The sequence below is a fragment of the Pseudoalteromonas sp. SG43-7 genome (genome assembly GCF_014164295.1).
In the GTDB taxonomy this organism is placed as follows: Bacteria; Pseudomonadota; Gammaproteobacteria; order Enterobacterales; family Alteromonadaceae; genus Pseudoalteromonas; species Pseudoalteromonas rhizosphaerae.
Window position 1 is genome coordinate 1 of the sequence record NZ_JACJEY010000074.1, and the last position, 18,777, is coordinate 18,777.

The following is an 18,777-nucleotide window of genomic DNA, read 5'->3' on the forward strand; positions in this document are numbered from 1 at the left end:
GGAATGGCGCCTAACACACCGGCTATAATCCACGTTACTGTGGCGTAAATAAGTGCATCTCTGAATGTTGCGGCGGTTAGATCAGTTTTACGTAAATTGATAAGTAGCACTAAAGCGACAGAGATCATCGTTGCGCCAGGAATAAGAAATGCGCTAATAACTCGGTCTTTAAAAATAAATAATGAAAGCGCTGCAAAGACCAGTTGTACCACTCCCATCCAAATAATAGGAAAGGCGAGTAGTCTTAAGGTGATTTTCCAATTTATCATCAATACGCCTTATCAAATACCTATAGCAGGTAACACGCAATCACTAAAGTTGAGTTGAATATACGGGATCAAATAGTAAAGTCAGCGCTGCACTGCAAAGCTTTATAAAGATTTTATAAATGAGATAAAAAACTTTATAAAAACTTTATAGAGGCAATATTGAAAAGGCAGTAACCTATGTAGTTAATTGTCAGAGGAATCGTTAATGAATCAAGTGCAGGGCAAACCAAGCAAATATAAAGCATTTTTTTTGGCGGTGATAATGCCGATCATTGTAGTTATGGCGATTTATCCGTTACGAGATTGGTTTTCGACCACCGACATTGTGATGTTACAGCTGTTATGGGTCGCCTGGGTTGCAGTTCGCAGTAACCGACGCGTTGCAGCCATTACCACCTTGGTCAGTGTAGCGTGTACCGATTGGTTTTATGTTACCCCGTATTTTACTTTTCATATTGAAAATATTGAGTATCTAGTTACTTTTATCGTGATGCTCATTGTGGGACTGATGATCAGCCAGTTAGCGGGCGAATTAAACACTAAGGTGCGAGATGTACAATTACACGCGAGTAATAGTCGAACACTGTATGAGCTGGCTAAAGGATTAAATAGTTTAGACGCACTGGATGAGCAAAAGCAGTACTTTCAGCAGCTTATTAGCGAGCATTTGGCCATTACTTGCCAATTTCAACAAATGCGTCAGCAAGTGGCAGGTGAATTTATGCTATTAAGTGATAAAGAGCAAAGTATGGGGGGGTTTGCTTTTGCAACGTTACTGTCTGAAGGACAAAGGAGCTTCGTAAATACCGCAATTTCATTGTTGTATCAGGTACATGAGAAAACCTTACTGAGGCAGCAGTCGGCGGCAATTTCAGTTCAAGCTGAACTCGAGCGTGCTAAAAATGCATTATTACGCAGTTTATCTCATGACTTGCGCACGCCACTGGCAACTATTATGGGCGCCTCAAGCATGTTGGCCGATGATGAGATCACACTCAGTGAAGCGATAATAAAAGAGCAGGCCGGTAATATTTATGAGCAAAGTAAAATTCTTAATCAGCATTTTGACAAGGTGATGGAGCTTAGCCGAGTAAATAAAATGGGCGAAAACCTGTGCTGGCAAACAATTAACTTGCAAGCTTTGCTAAGCGAAGCAAAAGCACGTAGGCAGCATCAATTAGCGCATTTTGTGGTAACAACAAATATTGATGCCAATTCGAGCTGCCAAGGCGATGTGACACTGTTAGAAATAGCACTGGCAAATATGCTCGAAAATGCATGGCGTTATGGTGATGGTGAGGTGGTTGTTGAATTTACCCAAAGCCGTTACGAGTCAGCGGTGAGTTATCAATTACTATTGAGCAATAAATTAATTAGCAAGCCACAGGCAAGTGCTGATGAAGGTGTAGGGCTTGGCAGTGTAATTTGTGATGTGGTTGCTAAGTTTCATCAAGGCACATTTTCACTGACGATAGATAACGATACAGAAATGGCCTTGGCAAAATTAATCTGGATAAAAAATAATGACTAAAATCTTAATACTTGAAGATTCTCCGCCGTTGCAAAGCTTTTTAAAAACCTTACTGCAAGCCAGTGGCTATGAGCTGAGTATTTGTGATAAAGGGCTGGATGGTTTTGCACTTTTAAGTGAGCAAAGTTATGACCTTGTATTATTAGATTTAGGGCTTTTGGATATGGATGGTCAAGACTGGCTAGTGGAGTTTAGGCAATGGAGCCAGTTACCGGTATTAGTGCTTTCAGCTCGTGATGGTGAAGTGGAAAAAGTCACTGCGCTTGATAATGGGGCCAATGATTTCCTTACTAAACCTTTTAGCGCCAATGAACTATTAGCGCGTATTCGGGTGTTACTGCGTACTAATAATCAAGTCAGTTTTGCGTTGCAATGTGGCGACATTTGTATTGACCCAAATAAGCATATTGTGCGTGTTGGTGACAATGAGGTTAAGCTGACTAAAAAGGAATATGCAATCTTACTGTTATTATTTCAAAATAAAGATAAGGTACTGACTCATAATGCAATATTAAGCCATATATGGGGAGAGCAATATATAAATCGTCCTGAATATGTGCGTGTGCATGTAGCGCAGCTAAGGCAAAAATTAGAGGCAAATCCCGCAAGCCCAAAGTATTTACTTACTGAGCCTGCGGTAGGATATAGATTAGTAGATTAAAGTATTAAAGCGCTCTTTAGTTCACTTTGAAATAGCTAATGTACTGCTTCAGTGTTTTTGATAACTCAGCCAATGCGACTGCTTCTTGTGCATTGTTTTTTAAGGATAAACTGGTTTCCTTGGACATGTTAGCGATTTCCTCTACACCAGAACTAATTTCTGACACAGTGGCAACTTGCACTGATGTTGAGTCGACAATTTCAAGCACTTTTTCCAAGGAATCATTAGCTTGTTGTTGTATCTCTTGCAGTAGTTGATTGGCTTCATCCATCAATAATAAACCACTTTCTACTTGTGGTACTGTGGTTTCCATCGCAGTGACAGATGCTTGGGTATTATCTTGGATCTGTAAAATCATTTTCTCAATATCACCGGTCGCATCACCTGTACGTTGGGCGAGTTGCCTAACTTCATCAGCTACAACGGCAAAACCACGTCCAGATTCGCCTGCACGAGCGGCTTCAATAGCTGCATTTAGCGCTAGTAAGTTAGTTTGATCTGAAATACTACGTATCACACTTAATATATCACCAATGTTTTTAACATGATTTTGTAGTATGTTTACTTGTTTGACTGTTGCTTTCACTGTAGTTGATATGCCGCCAATTTCGGTTGCTACTTTTTGCACCGATTGACTACCTTGTTGTGATAATTGTGCGGTAATTTTTGAATTATCTTCAGTTTGTTTTACTGCACTGGCAACTGAGTGAATGCTATGGCTCATATTGGCTAAATTGGTGACGGCAGAGTTAGTTAGCGTAACTTGATTATCTGCGGCATAAAGTGCTTGTTGTGAGCCTGAGGCGACACTTGCTGAATGAGATGAAAGCTCTTGTGAAGAATCAATAATGCTATTGACGATAGCTTTCAATTCTTTTTGCATTACTTGAACTGATGCCATCATACTATTAGGGCTGCAGGAATTTATTTCAGTGGTTAAATCACCTTTAGCGATACGTGCAATTACTTCTGCTGCTTCTTGAGGTTCACCGCCTACTGCATTTTTAATTTTTGAACTAATAATATAGGCAATTACAGCGCCAATAATAACAGCCAGTGCAGTTAATGAAATCATCCATAGCTCAAATGAGCTGGTTATCTCACGTGTTTTATCCGTTAAATTATGATTTGTTTGTTCTTGCAGATTGATGAATTGATTAATGCTGTCCAACCATTCTACAAATGAGGGACGCGCATCGGTTAGTAATAGCATAGTTGCGTGCGTTATATTATTAGCACGTTTAGCGGCGATAATATTTTCCACTAAGGGGAGGGTATGCTCTTCTATCTTATCAATTTTTTTCATTAGGGAGCGCTCGTGATCAGTCATTTGATCAACCAAGCTCGCCATTTTTTCATGCGATATTTGGTAATTGTTATTGAGCTCATTTATTAAGCTAATCGTATCGCTTAAATCACTAGCATTTGTTAATAGCACCACATCCCGTATTGCTATTGCCCTATCATGTACTGCGCCCCTAAAATCAATAGCATAACGCTGCTTAACAGAATTTACATCGTTAATTTCAGTTATATTATTGTCAATTTGACTTACTTGAGATGTGCCAATAATGGTTAATGTGAGCATCATTAATAAGATCACTCCAAAACCAGTGGCGAGGCGCATATTTATGGTCATATGTTTTCCAGTATTATTTGGTGCGATTTTATATTGGCTGATTATAACTCAACGTAATTCGTTAAGTGGAATGACTTACAAAACGAATTTACTTTTCTAATAATCAGTTATGTATCAATAATGTTGAACAATTAATGTGCAGCAGTCAAGTTAATGAGCAACTGCACTTTTGAATTGTAAAGCTTAAAAAAATCTATCTCGATAGACCGAACCGGAATGAGTGCATCGCTTGGCTGTAAAACCACCTTAAACAGCCAAAACGAAAACTAACTTAGTCGTACTTTGCCTCTAACTCGTTAGCGGAATGAAATTTCTCGTGAGTTTGTAATTGCTCATCGTATTTAACGAGATTTTTAAAATGTGCTAGTTGACCTGCATTTTTAACAATTTCAACAATAAACGACATCATAAAATCAGCACCGGTTAGAGAGTCTCCCACTAAGTAACGTTTACCTTCTAAGCGGTCATTAAAGTAACTAATAACTTTGGCGGTTTCTGCATCGGCATAGCCTTCTAAAAATTGCGTTTTAGCGCCATCTTTTTGCACAAACATTTTTAATAATAGCGGTAAAATTGCTGAGCTTTCAGCGAAGTGCAGCCATTGCTGGTAGTCAATATAGTCTTTACTGTCACGGCTTGGCGCAAACTTACCGTTACCGTATTTACTGATCAAATAGTCGGTGATCGCACCTGATTCAGCAATTATTTGGCCATTGTCCTCAATCACTGGTGATTTGCCTAGTGGATGAATCGCTTTAAGCTCATCAGGAGCTAAAAAGGTTTCACTGTTGCGTTGATAAGCCACAATTTCGTAGTCAACGTCTAGCTCTTCGAGTAACCAAATAATACGTTTAGAGCGTGATTTATTTAAATGATGTAACTTGATCATAGTTATCCTTAAAAGCGCAGCCGTTGCTGCGCAGGGTAAATTTAAAGCGGTTTATTTACTTGTACTACCGTTTTGCCAAAGTTCTTGCCGTCAATCATATCGTTAAACGCTGATACGGTATTTTCAAAACCTGTTACTAAATGTTCACGGTAATGAATTTTTCCTTCGCTGAGCCATTTTTGCATATCAGTGGCGAACTCATCATAACGATGGCCATAATCATCAAAGATAATAAAGCCTTGCATACGAATACGCTTAGAGAGAATTTGACCCATTAGAGCCCCCATGCGATCAGGTCCTTGTGGTAACTCAGTCGCATTATATTGCGACACTAAACCACATAATGGTACGCGCGCAGCGGTGTTTAATAGTGGTAATACGGCATCGAAGACTTTTCCGCCCACATTTTCATAATAAACATCAATACCTGCATCACATGCGTCAGCTAACTGTTTGGCAAAGTCATCGCTGCGGTGGTCAATACAAGCATCAAAACCAAGCTTTTCGACTGCGTATTGGCATTTTTCATTGCCGCCTGCCACACCGACTACTTTACAACCTTTGAGTTTAGCAATTTGCCCAACAGTTGCACCTACTGGGCCTGTTGCTGCTGCAACCACCACTGTTTCACCTTCTTTTGGTGCACCAATATCAAGTAGCCCCATATAAGCGGTAAAGCCAGGCATACCCATAATACCTAATGCATACGATGGATTACTTGGCTCTTTGCCTAATGGCATTAATCCTTCGCCATTTGAAATCGCATATTCCTGCCAGCCTGTATAGGCTAGTACCCATTCGCCTTCGCTAAATTTATCGTTTTTAGACGCTTCTACTTGGCACACGGTTGCGCCAACCATGACATCGCCAATTTCTACCGGATCAGCATATGATTTCGCATCACTCATGCGGCCACGCATGTAAGGGTCAAGTGATAAATAAATAGTGCGTAGTAATACTTCACCTTGTTGTAGTTCAGGCATTTGTACGCTTTTAAATTCAAAGTTATCAAGCGTTGGCGCACCATGAGGACGAGACTTTAGAGTAAATTGTTTATTTGAAATAGCTTGCATAATTTTTTCCTTGTCTGATTAAAAGAAGGCTGCATAACGGCTGTAAATCTAAATGCTCAGTCGTTATAGTCTCTGCAGCGGATTAAATGCTTAACCAATGAACTTAGGGCTATGCTTGATAAATTCAACAGCTAGCATAGATAAGTTTATCGCTATACGGAGAATCACTTTTGCAGCTGTGCAACAGCAATTCTGCTTACTGCCATTTGGCAGAATTTTTGTTTTTTCTTACAACTTTGAGAGCGCATGTTGAGTGGTTAACTTGGGTGTTTAACATTATGATAAACATTATTTAAGCTTTAAATCATTTGAAGGTAGTTATGAGCGCCACACAGTCAGCACATCTAAAACAAAGAGAGCTGCCTAACTCTTTTTAATTACGAGAATATAAAAAGCAGGCACCGCAATCAGTGTCTGCTCTTACATTTTAACCCCCCACAATTAAGGCGGGGGTTTTATGCTTAATTACGCTTGCGGTTTAATTAAGTATTTTTCACCTGTGGCATGTTTCGAGTAAGCCTCAATTGATTGTAATTGTAAGGCCTCTGGCAATGACACTTCATGGGTGTAATTACTTGCAAAGGTTGTGGTAATTTCATCTGCAATACGTTTACGCATTGCAATTACCGTATTAGTACCAAGTTTGCCTAGTGCATTAAATAGTAAGAACCCATTAACACCCCACGCAAAGCCAAAGTTGCGATTTAGCGTAATTGGGCCGCGGTTTAAGGCACCATAAATATAAACTTGCTTGAAAGTGTCAGAGCCATAAACGCTGTATTCTGTAATGTCACGAGTTGCAGCGACTTCCATACAGTTAAGAATGTCACTCGTTAGTTGGCCACCACCAATTGGATCAAACGCAATCGTTGCACCGGTTTCGATAATTGCGGCTGTTAAATCAGCAAGGAACGTATCATTACTTGAGTTAACAACATACTTTGCCCCCATATCACGTAGTAACTTTTCTTGCTCCGGCTTACGTACAATATTGATTAAATCAACACCATCGGCAATACAAATTCGATTTAGGATTTGACCAAGATTAGAGGCCGCTGCGGCATGAATAATCGCTTTATGGCCTTCAGTACGCATTGTTTCAACCATTGCTAATGCAGTAAGTGGGTTAACAAAAGCCGACGCACCTTCTTTAGCCGTCGTTCCTTCTTTTAATTCTAAGCAGCTTTGCACATTTGCGCATATAAATTTGCGATACGTACCACCACCAATTACAGCAACAGTTTTACCCATTAATGCTTGTGCAGCTGGCGATGAGCCTGCGGCCACAACCGTACCTGCGCCTTCATTGCCAACGGGTGTGGCTTTACCAACACGTGTTTTAAGTGATGGCATAAATTGAGCAGGAACATCAGCGGTAATAACTGGGTTTTGCTCAGTACCAGTTTGCTTTGCACTGGACATATCAGCGGCGCTGAATAAAACGCCTAAGTCAGATGGATTTAATGGCGTAGCCTCAATACGAATCACTACTTCATCGGCACCAGGTTGTGGCATATCGATATTTCTTAGGGCAAGCGTTAGTTTATTATCTTCACTGATAGTTGAAGTAAGTTGGATATTTGTATCTGTCATAATGTTCGCTCCTAAAAATTTGTATGAATTTGTGCAAACGCTAAGTATTACTTAGCATTTACTACCTGAATGTGAGCTTTTACTTTTTGCAAAGCCGACAAGGGCTAACAACGCTAGTAAATGAAATAAAAACACATACGTTTAAGCTGAATACATTATTACTTGTTTTAATCTGATTATATATAGGAGAAAATACCAATAACTTTTGTCTTTAAGACAATAATACTGCTCATTAGAAGGAGAAGTTAGATGGATCAACTACGTGCAATACGGTACTTCATTAAAGTTGTCGAAACGGGTAGCTTTACTAAAGCGGCGAGCACGTTTAATGTGCCGCCTTCTTCTTTATCAAGACGAGTGGTTGATCTAGAAAAAAGCTTAGGAGCAACGCTTTTAAAACGCACAACCCGGCTTGTGAAGCTGACAGAAGTGGGGCAAATTTACTATAACGACGTTCAGCAAATAGTAAACCAGTTAGAGCAAAGCCACGAAACTGTGCGCAGTTATCAAACAACACCAATGGGGCGCTTATCAATAAGTTCGATGGTAAGTTTTGGTGATAAAATATTACTACCGTTGTTAGATGAATTTAATGCGTTATACCCTGAAATTATACTCGATGTTAGCTTCAGTGATGAACTATCGACATTGGGCCGTGACGATGTTGATATTGCTATTCGCGGTGGTTATGCACCCAATGAGCGCGTGTTAGCCATAAAATTGATGGACAATGAGTTTATTCCTGTAGCGTCACCAGGTTATTTACAGCAGCACGGTGTGCCTAGTCATGCTATGGAGTTAAAGCATCACAATGGCCTTTATTTTAAAACGCCACTAGGGCCAACCCCTTGGCTATGCAAAGTAGATGAGCAATGGCATGACGTGTCAGGGCCTGCTGTGGTTATTTCGAATAACGGAGCATGGCTTAGTAAAAAAGCCTGTAATGGGGAGGGCATTTTAATGTCAACTCGCTGGGCACTTGCTCCATACCTTGAGTCGGGCGAGTTGCAAGAACTTAAGTTTGAACATCAGCTTGCGGTAACGCAAAACTCTAATATGGCTATTTATTTGTTGTATCAAAAACAGCGATATTTAGTACCAAAAGTGAAAGCCGCCGTAGATTTTTTGGTACAAAAAATAAAGGTAGAAGCCGATTGAGCACAAAGTTATAGAGCTTTCTATTAGCGTCACAGCACTGTTAATAAAATCTTTTTAGTTATTAAAGAAATTGAAAAATTAAATGAGAAAGCACACAAGTTGTGTTAAAAATAACCTTTAGATAGATGTTGTTAGCGAGGGAATGAAATGAAAATACAACTGTTGGTTTTACTGCCACTGCTAGTCAGTGCTTTTGTGAGCGGTTTGGTAAAGGCAAATGATGAAGTATTGTCGGTCGATCAAGTTGCGTTACAGGGAATGCAGTTTAGTTTTGAAAATGATGCGAAAGTAAGGCCTAAAAACAGTGATTTCAGTGTGGTTAACTCTGTGCTGATGAGCAGTGAGCAAGGCCGGCGAGTCGCAGTGGTGACAATTCGTAATGACGCGTCAGGTTCACGCATTTTACAGGCTGAACATATTATGGCGTTATTTGCCGATGGCAGACGAATATCGCCTATGGCTCTGGCTGACAATATTAAACTAGACGATGGTGAGCAGCGCACATTAACGCTGTCGTTTGGCGAAGACAATTTCCCGATTTTGAGCATCTTCACCAGTAATAATTTAAATTAGGAATAATAATAAAATGAAAGCGATGATCTGTGGATTGAGCTGTGCAGCTCTTTTTAGTGCCACCAGTATTGCGCAGCACAGTAAGGAGTTTGTGCCTGATAATGTGTTTACTCAAGGCGTTGAAGGACCTGTTTTTTATAAGCAGCATTTATACGCAGTTAATTTTGCTGATCAGGGCACCATTGGTAAGGTTGATAACAATGGTAAAGCCAGCTTATTTTTAAAGCTGCCAAATGACAGCGTTGGTAATGGTTTGCAATTTGATGGCCAAGGTAATCTCTATATTGCGGATTATGTAAATCATAATATTTTAAAAGTGCCTGCTAATAGTAAAAGCGTTGAGGTTTTTGCTCATAATAAAACCATGAATCAACCAAATGATATTGCCATAACTAAACGCGGTGTGTTGTTTGCCAGCGACCCTAATTGGGCTGATGCTACCGGCAAATTATGGCGTATAAATACAGATGGCAGTACTCAATTATTAGAAGAGAATATGGGCACCACCAATGGTGTGGCGGTTAATAACAGCAATAGTAAACTCTACGTAAACGAAAGCGTGCAGCGGATTATTTGGCAATATGATCTTGATAGTGAGCTAAACATCAGCAATAAGCAGCCGCTGATCACATTTGACGATCATGGTATGGACGGCATGCGTGTTGATAACCAAGGTAACCTGTATGTAGCCCGTTATGGCGCAGGTGTTATTTTAAAAATTAGTCCCGCAGGTAAGATATTGCAAACCTATACTTTAACAGGGCAGCATCCAACCAATGTGGCATTTAATGACCAGCAAACCAAGCTGTTTGTCACTATGCAAAAACGCGGTGCGATTGAAGTGATAAATGTGGAGTAAAACTGCGGACATTCTGTGGGAATTGACTTAGTTGTGATTGTTTAAAGACCCTAATTTGCACAAAGAGAAGTGAATAAGGGTAAATGAGACACCCAGAAATACGACGGGCAACGGATTAATCCTAGCACCTAGATACTTTTCTAGAACCTTTACCCATGTAGGTCGCTATTTATGGCGTCAATATTTTCCTCATCAGCGCAGCGTCTCATGACTTCTTTGTGAATAAGTTACTTAGAGTCCATCTGCAAGATGAGTAGCAAATGTTTTGATTCAACTAATCTAATATGAAAAGCGCACCGGGCAGGGTGCGCTTTAAGGGTTTAATCCTGTGTTGCTATGAGCAATTTGGGATTAACTAAAAACTCGGTGAGTAACGAACTGCAACGCCCACTGTACGGCCAATAACGCTGTAATCACTCACAGTATTAAAGTGGTTAGCGCCAATGTCAGGTGTTGGTGGTGCTTTGTCAAATAGGTTATCGATACCAAAGTTAACCGCGATAGTGTCGGTTGCTTGCCACGATGCAGCAAAGTCCATGTAGTCTTGTGCTGAAATTGTTTCGGTTCTATCTACAGCATAGTCTACTTCACCGATTCTGCGCCAGCCTAATTGGAAGTTCATGGTATCTAGCTGCCAATCAAACGTGGCGCGATGTTTATAATCGGCTTGTAAGATACTCGCAAAATCGCCTGAACACGCGCTACCGTAAGTGCCTTTACAATCAACTTCGGCTACGGTGCTATTATTTTGGCGAGTTTGTTTTGTTACAAAGTTACCTTGGTATGAGAGCCTAAAGCGACCGCCTAAATCCATTGGTGCATCAAATACATAGTTGGCTGCTAAATCGATACCAGCTTGTTCAATCGCTGCAAGGTTAAAGTCATTTACGATCGCGGTGCTAATAAAGCCCGTGTTTGGATCGCGAAGTACTGCGCCACACAATGGGTTGTTCGGATTTGGATCGTCGATATAGCAGCTTTGTAATGCTGCAGCAGGTTGAATTTGACTTACCGCATCGGTTACACGAATGCTATAGTAATCAAGTGATAGGTCAAAGTCCTCAATGTAACTTGGAGTATAAACTACACCTAACGTATCTGATTCTGCTTGCTCAGGCTTGATGTTCGGATTACCGCCGTAAGTATACTCGGCTGTTGTTGAGTCATACTCAGTGCCTACTGGTGGTGCGCCAAAAGCGGCACATTGCGCTGCGTCCCCCGTACCTAGTAAACATGGATCGCCATTAAAGCGACCAGCAAAGCGTGGTACAAATTGGTCACTATTTTGGTCAAATAAAGCTAATGATAACCCCGTGATCGGACTTGCGAATTCGCCTAAGTTTGGTGCTCTAAATGCAGTGAGCTTATTAGCACGAATACGGATATCATCGTTAATTGCCCAGTTTATGCCAAGCTTATAAGTGTCTTCGGCTTCGGTGTTTGAATAATCAGAAATACGGTAAGCACCTTCAAAACTAAGTTCTTTAGCAAATGGCATATCAATTAAGATCGGCACTAAAATTTCTGCATAAAACTCACTACTGTCGAAGCTGGCGTCCATATCAAATGCGCTAACAGAGGCAAAGCTAGTGCCATTTCTAAATGCATCCCCTGGAGTTTGCTTGCCCGTTTCTTTGCGGTACTCATAACCAATTGCAAAATCGACATAACCGGCAGGTAATTCAAATAAGGCACTAGAATCGCCAGAGAGAGTTGCAGCAAATACACTTTGAGTACGTTCACGGGTGGTATATAACAGTGGATCGCTAAATTCATTTAGATCTAAATTAGGATCAAAAATATCGCTGCTATTGGCAATATTGCCAAAGCGACTATTGCCACTGTTATCATTTTTATAGCCATTGTTGTAAATTGTAGCGACTTCGTCAGTTTGACCGTATTGACCATAAATGTCGTAACGTAAATAATCGTTAATATCGCCTTTTAAACCCAGTTGAAATTGTAATGAATCACGCACGGCTTCAGTATGTTGAACGCCAAGGCCTAAATTACGCTCAACATTGACTAGCGCATTTCCATCAGCATCAAAGGTGAGTTGTTGGCGTAGTTCATCAGGAATATATTGGTTATCTTGTGTGAGGGTTACTTGTTCATTAACAAGAATAGGTGTTTGGCCGCTAGCACCAGCCCCATTAACGGTTACTTTTGAATACATAGCGCGGCCGTAAATGATTGCGCTGTCACTGGCATCCACATCAAATAATAACCCAGCAGAAAATCTATCCATTGGCTGAGTTAAATAACGGTCGCCGGTAAAGTCACTGGTTTGACGGTCGCTCACGACTTGCCCTGCATCATTAATCGCTAAACTGTTGCCGCTGGCAACATCGGTGTAAAACCCGCCGCTATTAATCATAGTTGCGCCATTATCTAAGGCATAATCACGTTCACCAGCAAGTAATTCTTTACGTTCAGAATAACCAAGGTAGCCAGTAATATGGCCACTACCATCAGCTATATCGCCACCAAAAATGGCTTCAAAATTAAGTTTTTCATTGCCACCATCAGCTGTTTCATAACTACTTGAAAACTCAGCGCCAGTAAAGTCATCATCAAGCACAAAGTTAACCACGCCAGCTACTGCATCGGCACCATAAACAGCAGCCGCACCGCCAGTTAAAACATCAACACGTTTGATCAAACCGGCAGGAATTGTATTGACGTCAACTGAGTTACGAAAACTAAATGGCACAGCGCGCGTACCGTCAATTAATACCAAAGTTCGGTTTTGACCAAGACCACGTAAATCAATAGTCGATGAGCCAAATGAGTCACCTACCGTTGCACCTGTACTATTAGCGCCCGCTGCGGCTTGTGGTAATTTTGCGGTAATATCTTCTACATTCACCGCGCGATCTAGGTGTATTTGTGCTTCGTCAACACTCACTACTGGGCTACTTGAAACTAATTCTGTTCGCTGAATTCGCGAGCCAGTAACCGTAATTACTTCAGGTTTTTTTTGCTGCACTTGTTGCTGTTCAGCGGCCAATAAAGCAGGGCTAGTAGTGGCAATAACTGCCAGTGCAATTGGTGATAGCAGGTGGAGTGGGCGCATTGAGTTAGGTTTGCAGTGTTTCATGGTCTGTTCCCGTGGTTATGTATTTTTTGCTATTATGAATTTTATCGTTGTCGGTACACTCAGTGTGTTGGTAAGTTTTAAAGCATTTTTAACGTATTTGCAATAATTATTCTTTCAATGTTTAAAGTTAAGGTATAAAGTATTCTTTAGTTTGAAGTGAATGTACATTCATTAGTATTTTGATTTTTAAGGGTAAAAAGAATGCATCAGCATATATTACAACTGTATAACAGTGCTAAAAAACAACAAAGATTAATAATTGGTCTGATGAGTGGGACTTCATTAGATGGGTTAGATGTTGCATTGTGCAAAGTCTCAGGGCATGGCATGGACACCCAAATTGATGTGTTAGCCTTTGACACCGTTGGTTATGATGATGACTATAAACAGAAAATAAAAACAGTATTTGCCAAGCGCGAATGTGATTTGGAGTTAGTTACTTTACTTCACCCTTGGGTGGGGCAATTACATGGCAAAATGGTATTGCAGTGTTTAGCTAAATGGAAAGTTGCTGCAGCTGATATTGATGTGATTGCAAGTCACGGGCAAACTATTTATCACTGCCCTAAAAGTCAGCATAGCCAGAGCGATTTTAATCATGGCACTTTGCAAATAGGTGATAGCGACCATTTAGCGGTTACGACAGGTATTACCACGATTGGCGATTTTAGACAAAAGCACATTGCAGCGGGCGGAGAAGGCGCACCACTTGCGGTATATGGCGACTATTTATTTTTTAGCAGCTTAACTGAAAATCGTATATTACTGAATATGGGTGGCATTGCTAACCTGACTTTTTTACCACAATCTGCTGATGCGAGCGCTGTATTTAGCTCTGATATTGGCCCAGGTAATACCATTATGGACGCTTATATACAGCGTTATTTTGCGCCGCTTCATTATGACAAAGATAGTTTAATTGCCAACCAAGGCCAGATAAATCAGCCGCTGTTGGATGAGTTATGCCAAGATGAATTTTTTAATTTAGACTTTCCTAAGACGACAGGCCCTGAAGTTTTCAATTTGGCTTATTTACACCAAGCACAAACGACAACCAACACCCTACAGCTAAGCCACGAAGATGTGATGGCAACACTAAATCGATTTTCGGCGATGATGATTGCACAGGCTATTAATCAATGCAGTGAAAAATTAGCCGATGTTACAGTTTATGCCAGTGGCGGGGGAATACATAATCCACTGTTGATGAAGCATATTTTATCTTTGTGCCCACAGTTACATGAGATTAAAAATACCCATGCTCTAGGTATCGACCCAGATGCGAAAGAAGCAGTTTTGTTTGCGATTTTAGCGAACGAATGTTTAGCGGGTGGCCAGCAACGTTTTGGTAATCAAGCGCAGGGCATACCCACCATTACTATGGGTAAAGTCAGCTTTGCGGATTAAAATAATGATAAAAATGAACTACTAAAACTTGTCATATATTGGCGCAGTGAATGACTTTTAGAAACTAGAGCCGGCTCGTATTGTGGTATATAACCTGCGCCATATTCCTTGATTGCGACATCAAATTCAGCACTGTCTTTGAGGGTGGCATGTAAACCATGCAACATTAATTGCAGCACATATTCGTCGCTTTCATCACTGAGAGTTATTTTTTCAAGTGTCAGCGTTACCGTACCGGCTTCGATATCGCTCAGACGCAGTGTGTATTGCATAAAGTAACGTGCATCACGCGCTGCTATATGTGTTGCACTTAACGAAATAGTGTCGCCTTCATGCGCATCTTCTGGTAATACACAAAGCAGTGTAATTTCATGCTGCGCGTTTGCATTTAGATGCAGTGTATCGTACTCCATAGTATGTGCCATGGCAGCTGATAGCGGATCTTCAAAAGATTGCAGTGCAAAGTTCAAGCGCACTAAAGGAGTGGTCATTGAGGTCAGTCGTCTTTTCTAGGTTAATTAAATCGAATGGAAATTATCCTATAGTTTAATTGCAGATTTATGACTAATTGAACGTATTTTCATCATTTTTAACTTAGCGTGCTAAAACAATGCAGCAGCAGTTGTTTATAGGTAATATCAAGCTTATAAATTTTATAATAATAAATTTAAAATCCATTTTTAAATGTTTACTTAATAGCAGCAAGATTGGCTAATTTACAAACGGGTAATAGCACTCGCAATAAACTGTGATTTGGGTATAGTCAACTTAATATAAATAGCCGAGAATTATCATGTTTAAACGAATAGCGCTCTTTTTATCAGTATGTTTAGTGCCGCTACTGTCTTTTGCTGTAGATAATAAGCCGTTTGTAGGGCAGATAAGTGCGGCTGATTTACTTAACGATCATCAGCAATTTTCCAATGAATACAATAACTTTGTGCCAACTGTTGCCGATACACAAGCCATGCAAACACTCAAAGGTAAAGATATTTTGGTGTTATTTGGCACTTGGTGTCACGATAGTCAGCGTGAAGTACCACGGTTACTTAAATTACTTGATAGCTCCAAGGTGGCATTGGCCAGCTTAAAGTTGGTCGCTGTCGGTTATGATAAACGCGATCCTGAAGGGATTGCAGCACGCTACCAATTAAAGTATTCACCAACGATTATAGTATTAACAGCAGGCGAAGAGCTTGGGCGGTTAGTTGAAAAACCAAAGGCGTCTATTGCTTCAGATTTAAGTCAATTTAATCCAGTAACAGAGTAAAAGTATGAGGGAGCAAATTATTGCTGCTATTTTGGTATTTGTTGGCTGCATTGTTTTAAGTTTAGTTTTTCACTTTGCACTGAAGAAGGTTGAACGTCGTTTTGATGGCCATGCCGCGGAATCGTTTCGTTTAATTTCAAACTCACAAAAAGCGATTTTGATTTTTATTGGCACTATATTAGCACTCTCTAAGCTTGATTTTGATGTAACTGGTTTAGTCGCTGGCTTGGGTTTAACAGGGTTTGCGTTAGGGTTTGCGCTTAAAGATGCAATTTCAAATCTCGTTGCAGGGATAATGGTTGTGCTTTATAGACCTATTAAGTTGGGTGATAACATCGAGGTCGCGAGCTGTAAAGGTGTCGTGGTCGATTTAAACCTCAGATATATTACTTTACAGACCGATGGCTGTCGTCATTTAGTTCCCAATTCATTGATGCTCAGTAATAAAGTAACAATAAATAACTCGTAATATTTTCAACTAGCTAATTACAAATGAGCTGATTAAAATAGCCTATAAATCTAAGAGTGATGACTAAACTAATGTTTGAGCAAGTAATCGCGTTAATTGATGAAGCAAATAGCCAGGATCCTAATCAAGAACACTATGCAGGTAAAGTGTGGCCTAAAGAGCGTTTATATTCAGAGCGTATGACGCAGATGTTAAACCGTTTTAAACCTGATGCTGATGAGCTAATGCATATTGCTGTGAGAGCACAGCACATAAAGCGTTGGTGTTCGCCGCGAAGTCACTTTCCAATGGATAAACAAGGCTATCATCAGTGGCGCAGTGCGTTGTATGTTTTTCATGCCAGTACTGTGGTTGAATTAATGCAGCAAGCTGGTTGTTCTGATGTTGATCAGCAACGAGTATATGCAGCGGTTGCGAAAAAACAAATCAAGCGTAATCCTGATAGTCAATTGGTGGAAGATATCGCAAGTTTAGTGTTTATTGAGTATTACATGTTGGCATTTGTGCAAACAAAACCAGACTACGATGAGCAAAAGTGGATTGGGATTTTGCAACGTACGTGGCAAAAAATGTCTACTGAGGCACATGAGTTTGTGTTGGCGGGTAATATTACTTTACCAGCGCCGTTAGTACCGCTAATTGAAAAGGCGCTTGCACCGAGTTAATATCTCACTGCGATGAGTAATAAAATGCAAAGGAACTGGATATGCGCTGCCCAAGGACAAATATAGAACTCACTAAACTAATGGTCGGGGGGATCGAGGTTTTCTCATCCGCCAATGGTGGGGTATTTTTTGATAATCGCCAGATTTTTAATTTTAGTGATCCATCTTTAAAAAGAGCGCTGGTGCTTGCTGAGCACTTGGCTGCTTTACCTGACACAGACGTTGATTTAACGGCACGAATTAATTGCCCTAAGTGCCCGAGTGTCGTGATGATGCGGCGCTTTTTTACACCTCTTCATGTGGTCGAAATTGATGAGTGCCCAAGTTGTGCGGGTATTTGGCTAGATCCAAAAGAACTTAATAAAATTCACGACAATCACTTAACAGTGAAAGAAAAACAATTACTAGTGAACCAGCAAGCCAATAATCATGGTTTTATACCAATCGTGTTAAGTTACTGACCATTTATAGCGACAGATAAATGGAGTGATAACAAGGCGTAAATTTTGACATGTAGTTGTTCTACTTGAAAAAATTATAACGCAGTTAGCGCTTTATTTAGCTCGCTAGAATGGTTAAATATTTAAGTCGATTGGTATTATACATTTTGAAATACCGACTAATCGATTTAGCCAGCGAGGTATTAAGAAAAACCACAACAAAAATACCGAGAGTTTAGTTGAAATCGCTTTAGCTTCGTTTTTGGACTAACTCTGCAGAGCAACTTAGTCTTGGTTAAGTTGCTGTTTTACGTTTTGTACTTTCGCTAAAGTTTGCTTATCAACAACCACAGGCAATACCAATTCTATATTTTCTAATGTGGCGATGACTTGTGTTTTCAACTGTGTCTGCTGTTCAATTTGCATAACTTTAAGTGTTTCAGCGGTTTGTAATTTTACTTGTTCAGTCACTAGCGCTTCAGTTGGGCTTAGTAGCATCAATGTTAGTAGTAATGTATTCATATTAATCTCCTTATTTAAATTACCGCTAAGATAAGGAAATTAGATGACAGTTACGTGTGGCTTATATTGCTACAAAGTTAAACTTTAATGCTGTTTTGATGAAGAGCTAGGCTTGTACTAAGCAGATCAAAGTACCTTCAATGGCTCTTACGTAGGCATAATATTGAGTTCCTCTACAGCTAGGGGGGCAAAGAGGCTCTGCGCCAGCAAGCACCGCTTTATCGTAACTTTCACTGAGATTAGTACAGCTAAAGCGCAGCTCAAAACCTAGCGCTGGTTGCTTTGGGTGAGCGCGGATATAACCTTGTTTAAAATGGGCTTGAGCATACGGGTGATTCGCAAAAGCAATTTTTACATCGCCAGTAGCAAGCTCTCCATATTCGGCATCATCGCTGAGGGCATGAGTGGCAAAACCAAACGCTTGAAAATAAAAGTCTAAGGTTTCTTCAACGTTATCAACATAGATAACCTGATTGATTAATTCCATTGATGACTCTATTTAAGTTTACATCTTTTAAATAAAGCACAGTTTCCTGAGATTTGCGACATCAGGTAAAACTAAACACTTAAATTTGTTTATAAAAAAACCTTGTAAGGGTGTGCCCAACAAGGTTCAATTTTTCAGCTTTCAGCTTTCAGCTTTCAGCTTTCAGCTTTCA

General features: G+C 40.2%; 17 protein-coding genes and 2 pseudogenes. 10 read left to right on the forward strand and 9 right to left on the reverse strand.

The features are described from left to right. Positions 1–269: pseudogene (locus H5200_RS21095) on the reverse strand (potassium transporter); the annotation flags it as partial. Between the two features lie 205 nt (positions 270–474). Between H5200_RS21095 and H5200_RS21100 the strand changes: the two are divergent. Both H5200_RS21100 and H5200_RS21105 read left to right on the forward strand, forming a co-directional pair. Further along, a complete protein-coding gene (locus tag H5200_RS21100) occupies positions 475–1,800 on the forward strand; it encodes a DUF4118 domain-containing protein (protein ID WP_182762520.1) in 1,326 nt (441 codons plus the stop codon). Then, positions 1,793–2,461 (forward strand): response regulator, encoded by a 669-nt coding sequence (locus tag H5200_RS21105; RefSeq protein ID WP_149981938.1) that lies wholly within the window; start codon positions 1,793–1,795, stop codon positions 2,459–2,461. Before H5200_RS21100 ends, H5200_RS21105 begins: the two co-directional genes overlap by 8 nt. A 16-nt stretch (positions 2,462–2,477) precedes the next feature. Here the strand turns inward: H5200_RS21105 and H5200_RS21110 are convergent, their stop codons facing one another. From H5200_RS21110 to H5200_RS21125, 4 genes are all read right to left on the reverse strand, one after another. Continuing rightward, positions 2,478–4,100 (reverse strand): methyl-accepting chemotaxis protein, encoded by a 1,623-nt coding sequence (locus tag H5200_RS21110; protein ID WP_182718256.1) that lies wholly within the window; start codon positions 4,098–4,100, stop codon positions 2,478–2,480. 271 nt (positions 4,101–4,371) lie between these two features. Then, positions 4,372–4,989, reverse strand: coding sequence for a glutathione S-transferase family protein (locus H5200_RS21115; protein ID WP_182739979.1), 618 nt, complete (start codon positions 4,987–4,989; stop codon positions 4,372–4,374). Between the two features lie 41 nt (positions 4,990–5,030). Beyond that, the gene (locus H5200_RS21120; protein ID WP_182762522.1) at positions 5,031–6,062 is read right to left on the reverse strand and encodes an NADP-dependent oxidoreductase; all 1,032 of its coding nucleotides are present in this window, start codon (positions 6,060–6,062) and stop codon (positions 5,031–5,033) included. 465 nt (positions 6,063–6,527) lie between these two features. Further along, complete coding sequence (locus H5200_RS21125; protein ID WP_182762523.1) at positions 6,528–7,655, reverse strand: zinc-binding dehydrogenase; 1,128 nt, start codon at positions 7,653–7,655, stop codon at positions 6,528–6,530. A 249-nt stretch (positions 7,656–7,904) separates the two neighbouring features. On the opposite strand from H5200_RS21125, the gene H5200_RS21130 reads away from it, so the two are divergent. The 3 genes from H5200_RS21130 to H5200_RS21140 all read left to right on the forward strand — a co-directional run bounded on the left by H5200_RS21130 (position 7,905) and on the right by H5200_RS21140 (position 10,245). Next, positions 7,905–8,813 carry a LysR family transcriptional regulator gene (locus tag H5200_RS21130; protein WP_182762525.1) on the forward strand — a complete coding sequence of 303 codons (909 nt, stop codon included), beginning with the start codon at positions 7,905–7,907 and terminating at the stop codon, positions 8,811–8,813. 147 nt (positions 8,814–8,960) lie between these two features. Next, the gene (locus H5200_RS21135; protein WP_149981933.1) at positions 8,961–9,386 is read left to right on the forward strand and encodes a hypothetical protein; all 426 of its coding nucleotides are present in this window, start codon (positions 8,961–8,963) and stop codon (positions 9,384–9,386) included. A gap of 13 nt (positions 9,387–9,399) precedes the next feature. After that, positions 9,400–10,245: an SMP-30/gluconolactonase/LRE family protein gene (locus tag H5200_RS21140; protein ID WP_182739977.1), complete on the forward strand. Its 846-nt coding sequence runs from the start codon at positions 9,400–9,402 to the stop codon at positions 10,243–10,245. A gap of 355 nt (positions 10,246–10,600) precedes the next feature. On the opposite strand, the gene H5200_RS21145 is transcribed toward H5200_RS21140, so the two are convergent. Next, on the reverse strand, positions 10,601–13,345 hold the full coding sequence (locus H5200_RS21145) for a TonB-dependent receptor domain-containing protein (RefSeq protein ID WP_182762528.1): 2,745 nt from the start codon (positions 13,343–13,345) through the stop codon (positions 10,601–10,603). A gap of 201 nt (positions 13,346–13,546) precedes the next feature. Between H5200_RS21145 and H5200_RS21150 the strand changes: the two genes are divergently transcribed. Continuing rightward, on the forward strand, positions 13,547–14,752 hold the full coding sequence (locus H5200_RS21150; protein ID WP_182718263.1) for an anhydro-N-acetylmuramic acid kinase: 1,206 nt from the start codon (positions 13,547–13,549) through the stop codon (positions 14,750–14,752). On the opposite strand, the gene H5200_RS21155 is transcribed toward H5200_RS21150, so the two are convergent. Then, complete coding sequence (locus H5200_RS21155; RefSeq protein WP_149981928.1) at positions 14,749–15,243, reverse strand: hypothetical protein; 495 nt, start codon at positions 15,241–15,243, stop codon at positions 14,749–14,751. The two genes, H5200_RS21150 and H5200_RS21155, sit on opposite strands and share 4 nt — an antisense overlap. A gap of 302 nt (positions 15,244–15,545) precedes the next feature. Here H5200_RS21155 and H5200_RS21160 point away from each other — a divergent pair, with 302 nt between their 5' ends. The 4 genes and pseudogenes from H5200_RS21160 to H5200_RS21175 all read left to right on the forward strand — a co-directional run. Then, on the forward strand, positions 15,546–16,022 hold the full coding sequence (locus H5200_RS21160) for a thioredoxin family protein (protein WP_145239740.1): 477 nt from the start codon (positions 15,546–15,548) through the stop codon (positions 16,020–16,022). Positions 16,023–16,026: 4 nt separating this feature from the next. Beyond that, complete coding sequence (locus tag H5200_RS21165; RefSeq protein ID WP_182762530.1) at positions 16,027–16,491, forward strand: mechanosensitive ion channel family protein; 465 nt, start codon at positions 16,027–16,029, stop codon at positions 16,489–16,491. 71 nt (positions 16,492–16,562) lie between these two features. After that, entirely contained in the window at positions 16,563–17,156 is a 594-nt protein-coding gene (locus H5200_RS21170; protein WP_182762535.1) for a DUF4202 domain-containing protein, read from the forward strand. Positions 17,157–17,197: 41 nt separating this feature from the next. Beyond that, positions 17,198–17,602, forward strand: a pseudogene (locus H5200_RS21175) (zf-TFIIB domain-containing protein); the annotation flags it as partial. A 279-nt stretch (positions 17,603–17,881) separates the two neighbouring features. Here the strand turns inward: H5200_RS21175 and H5200_RS21180 are convergent. Both H5200_RS21180 and H5200_RS21185 read right to left on the reverse strand, forming a co-directional pair. Continuing rightward, positions 17,882–18,118: a hypothetical protein gene (locus H5200_RS21180; protein ID WP_145239728.1), complete on the reverse strand. Its 237-nt coding sequence runs from the start codon at positions 18,116–18,118 to the stop codon at positions 17,882–17,884. Positions 18,119–18,224: 106 nt separating this feature from the next. After that, positions 18,225–18,605 (reverse strand): VOC family protein, encoded by a 381-nt coding sequence (locus H5200_RS21185; protein ID WP_182718270.1) that lies wholly within the window; start codon positions 18,603–18,605, stop codon positions 18,225–18,227. Between the last annotated feature and the right edge of the window lie 172 nt (positions 18,606–18,777).